Here is a 708-nt window from a genome sequence, read left to right on the forward strand (position 1 = left end):
AGGTTTGTATCGATGTGTATTACCAGGCGGCTCTGATACGTATCGATTTAAACGTCTCTTTTTTCGACACAGACCAGATACCTCTCAGGCGTCTAATAGGTTCCATCGAGGCAACCCCAACCGCCTCGGCTCAATTGAACGACCTAGCCATTGAAGCCTTGAGGAGATCACCATGAACACCAAAGCAATCTACGCCGCTTGCCTGTTTGCCGCCCTGAACATCTGCACGTTGTCCGCCCGCGCCGAAGCAGGCGTCTCGCCTGAGACCTACACCTATGGCACCCACCTGGACATCAAAAAAGTGGTGTCGCTGACACAGGACGCCACACCCACCTGCGGGGTTGTGAATGCCCAGATGACCTACCTGGATTCCCAGAGCAAAACGCAGGTCCTGGACTACCGCAAGTTCGCTGACGGCTGCACTGGTGACAACTGAGCCCCTCACTTACCGATTGCTGAGCCCCTTTTAAACAGGAGAAAAACCATGAACAACGTGACTCGCTTTTTGACCGCCGCTGCTTTCGCCCTGGCTGGTGCCGCCGCTCATGCCAACGCCGCTGTTGAACAAACCTCCTGCGGCAGCAGCACCTGCTTCCAGTTGACCCCTGTGAACGCGCAGGGCGGCGGTGACTTCCTGGTACAGGACGGCTCGAGCCGTACACCGCAAGGTCAGTTGGTAGCTGCTGATGGTTCGAGCCGTACGCCGCA

1 protein-coding gene and 1 pseudogene are annotated in these 708 nt (G+C 56.8%); both read left to right on the forward strand.

What is annotated here, in order from left to right; genetic code table 11:
• The first annotated feature begins 172 nt into the window (after positions 1-172).
• Positions 173-436, forward strand: a complete 264-nt coding sequence (locus tag BK662_RS19255; RefSeq protein WP_123359369.1) for a DUF2790 domain-containing protein — start codon at positions 173-175, stop codon at positions 434-436.
• A 48-nt stretch (positions 437-484) separates the two neighbouring features.
• Positions 485-708 (forward strand): annotated as a pseudogene (locus tag BK662_RS19260) (hypothetical protein); the annotation flags it as partial.

This window comes from Pseudomonas frederiksbergensis, assembly GCF_003732275.1.
Taxonomy (GTDB): Bacteria; Pseudomonadota; Gammaproteobacteria; order Pseudomonadales; family Pseudomonadaceae; genus Aquipseudomonas; species Aquipseudomonas frederiksbergensis_H.

Bases quoted from the DNA above. Each gene is read 5' to 3' on its own strand.
- BK662_RS19255 (WP_123359369.1), top strand. From the start codon at position 173: ATGAACACCAAAGCAATCTACGCCGCTTGCCTGTTTGCCGCCCTGAAC.